A 3244-nucleotide genomic window follows, 5' to 3' on the forward strand; every position below is an offset into this window, starting at 1 on the left:
GGGGGCGCGCGGGGCCTGTCCACCACGCCACCGTGAGGGACAAGCCGCTGTCCACCACGACACCGTGGGGGACACGACGCCCGCAAGCCCCCAACCCGCCCGCCGGTCCTCCCCTGGAACGAAGCCGCCGACATCCCTCGACTCCGCCCCCCGGATCGTATATAATCAATGGGATTCCGCGTCAGGGTCGGCGAGCGATCCAGCCCAGCTGCGCACGCGCCAGACAGCGCAAGGGCGTTCCGCCCTCGTCTGGTGGGAACCTCCGACTGCTCCGCGGCGTCGCCCTACAGGCCGAACCCGTGCATTGCGCTCTGCGCACCGTCACCGTGCGCAGAGCACCTGCTCGACCTCGTCTACAGAACACGGCTGGTCGCCCAGAGGTGTGGCGAACCTGCCGGGATGGCCGGTGAATGGATGCTGGACCGCATGCTCCTGATGGCCGCCGCGGCGGACGCCGCGGGGCTACCGCCCGTGCCCGCGCTCGTGGCGCTGACGCTGGTGGCCTCCGTCGTTCTCATCTATCTGTGGCGCAAGAACATGAGGGGGTCGCGCCACCAGCATCACGACGCCGCCACCAGCACGCGGGAGCACAGCGCCTACTCCAGTGGTGCCCAGGTCGTCGCGCGCCGAAACGATCAGCGACTGGCCGTCTCCCGCGCCACCCACACCGACGCCGAGGCCGCCCCCACCCTCGAGGTCCTGCCTGAAGAGGCCCACAATGCCAGCGCGGGCAGCACGAAGGAGATGCACCTGAGCGCGGGCGCAAGCGGCCACGGGGAATCGCGCGGCAAGACCCGCAAGACGACCCGTCACCACCGTCCGATCGACGAACGCGATCTCGGAGAGATGGTGCTCGTCCCCGCGGGCGAGTTCTGGATGGGCTCAGACGACAAGGACGACAACGAGAAGCCCCTCCACAAAGTCCAGGTCGAGGCGTTCTACATCGACAAGTATCCCGTGACCAATGCGTCATTCGCCCGCTTCGTCGAGGAGACGGGCTACGTGACCGAAGCCGAAGAGGCCAACAAGGGCTGGATCTGGCAGAGCGAGTGGCGAGAGGTCCAGGGCGCATGCTGGCGACGGCCGACCGGGCCTGGCTCAGGCATCGACGACCGCCTCGACCACCCTGTCGTGCTGGTCTCCTGGAACGACGCCCGCGCGTACTGCGAATGGGCCGGAAAGCGCCTGCCCACCGAAGCCGAGTGGGAGAAGGCGGCCCGTGGCTCTGACGCCCGCAAGTGGCCGTGGGGCAGCGAGTGGGATCCCACCCGTCTGAACAGCGGCGAGCGCGGCCACGGAACCACCACGGCGGTCGGCTACTACACGAGCGGCCTCTCGTTCTACGGCATCTCCGACATGGCGGGCAACGTGTGGGAGTGGGTCGACGAGTGGTACAAGCCCTATCCGGGCTCGGCCTGCAAGGACGACGATTTCGGTGAGAAGTACCGCATCCTGCGCGGCGGCTCGTGGGACTCGTTCGGCCACAACGCCCGCTGCGCAAACAGAACGCGCAACCTGCAACGGGCCTGCGTGAACGTGAACGGCTTCCGATGCGCCCTCTCGGTCGGGAAGAGCGAGCCGAGCCGCTCGGAGCGCCAGCACGAGATCTTCGTGCCTCTCCGTCGACTGGTGCTCGAGTCCGACGCGCCGCACATCGAGACGCCCATTGCGCGCCAGTGCAGCAAGGCCGGGGGAGACGCCTACGACCGCAGCGTCGAGACCGAACGCGTGGTCGAGATGGGGCGAACCCAGATCGAGGTGCTGCACAACCGCGAACCGTTCCTGTTCCGCAGCGGTCGCAAAGCCGTCGGCATACAGGAGATCGCGCTCGAGTGCCTGCGTGACCCGGACTTCGGCCGCTACCACCTGCGCGCCGGCCATTTCACCGAGTACCTGGGAGGCCTCGGGTGGCGAACCCCCGCGCTTCCCGAGCAGATGGTCACGTGCTACTATCCCAATCGCGACCTCCCCTACTACCTCGCGCTGGTGCTCGAGTATCCCCGTCACTTCTGGCTCGGCCAGCCCTTCACGCCGCCCTCCGAGGAAGTGCTCGAATCCATCGTGGTGCATCGCGGCCTCACCTCGCTGCTCATCCGCAAAGCCGAGGTCATTGTCAATCCCCGTGATCTGGCCGAGATGGTCTTCATCCCGGAAGGCGAGTTCCTCATGGGGGCGAGCGACGCACAGATCGGGGAAGCCCTCGAGCTGGCCCGACTGCGTCACGCAAAGGCCGTGAGAAGCTGGTTTGCCGACGAGGGACCGATGACGTCGGTCTCCACGCCCGCCTATCTCATCGACAAGCATCCCGTCACGAACGAGCAGTTCGAGCGCTTCGTGAGCGCCACCGGGCACGTTGCCGCGGGAGACTGGCGTCGCTACTTCCTGCGCGGACGCGAGAACCATCCCGTGGTGATGGTCTCGTGGGAAGACGCCGCGGCCTACGCGGAATGGGCGGAGAAGCGGCTCCCCACCGAAGCCGAGTGGGAGAAGGCGGCCCGCGGAACCGATGGGCGCAAGTACGCGTGGGGCAATCGATGGGACCCGACCCGCCTGAACAGCCTCGAAAAGGGGCCCAAGGGCACCACGCCGGTGGGCGCCTATCAAGAAGGCGCCTCCCCCTACGGTGTGCTCGACTGCCTCGGGAACGTCTGGGAATGGACGGCCGACACCTACCGACCCTACCCGAACAGTCCCTTCAGCTCCGAGAAGTTCAGTGCAGACCTGCGCGTGTTCCGCGGGGGCTCCTGGAACAACTATCAGTACAACAACCGCTGCTCGAACCGCCACCGCGAAGCCCCTGGCTACACCTGCATGAGCCACGGCTTCCGCTGCGCGCGAAGCGTGACGGCAGACGACATCCGACGCGCTCGACCCAGCGCGCCTTGATGTGCGGGGGTCCTCCCGACCGCCTGTCCTGTTCGCTTCCCCGTTGAGGCGAACAGGAATGCCCGGGGGGGTCCCCTAACCGAACATCCATGATGCCCCCCGCGGAAGAAGCGCCGCCCCCACCCAAGCCCGCAGGTCGCTCCTGGCAGAGAACCGCGCTGTTCCTGTTCGTCACCTCGCTGAGCGCACTCCTCATGGCGGTGCACTTCATCTCGATTCCCCGCACCATCGCGGCGCAGGGAGGGAATCGACTGAGCGAGGCCCAGCTCACCATCATCGACAAGCTGATCCTGGCCACGCAGTGCCGCGAGATGCGCCCCTACATCGATCTCGTGGGCAAGCACGCCGAGGGCCTCGA

Annotated in this window: 2 protein-coding genes; both read left to right on the plus strand. The window is 67.3% G+C overall.

Annotated elements, in window-relative coordinates; translation table 11 throughout:
- Positions 1 to 414: 414 nt before the first annotated feature.
- Positions 415 to 2886 carry a formylglycine-generating enzyme family protein gene (locus tag EB084_22340; protein NDD31004.1) on the plus strand — a complete coding sequence of 824 codons (2472 nt, stop codon included), beginning with the start codon at positions 415 to 417 and terminating at the stop codon, positions 2884 to 2886.
- An 89-nt stretch (positions 2887 to 2975) separates the two neighbouring features.
- A partial coding sequence (locus EB084_22345) for a hypothetical protein (protein ID NDD31005.1) occupies positions 2976 to 3244 on the plus strand: 269 nt, incomplete at its 3' end.

The sequence above is a fragment of the Pseudomonadota bacterium genome, assembly GCA_010028905.1.
Lineage (GTDB): Bacteria > Vulcanimicrobiota > Xenobia > RGZZ01 > RGZZ01 > RGZZ01.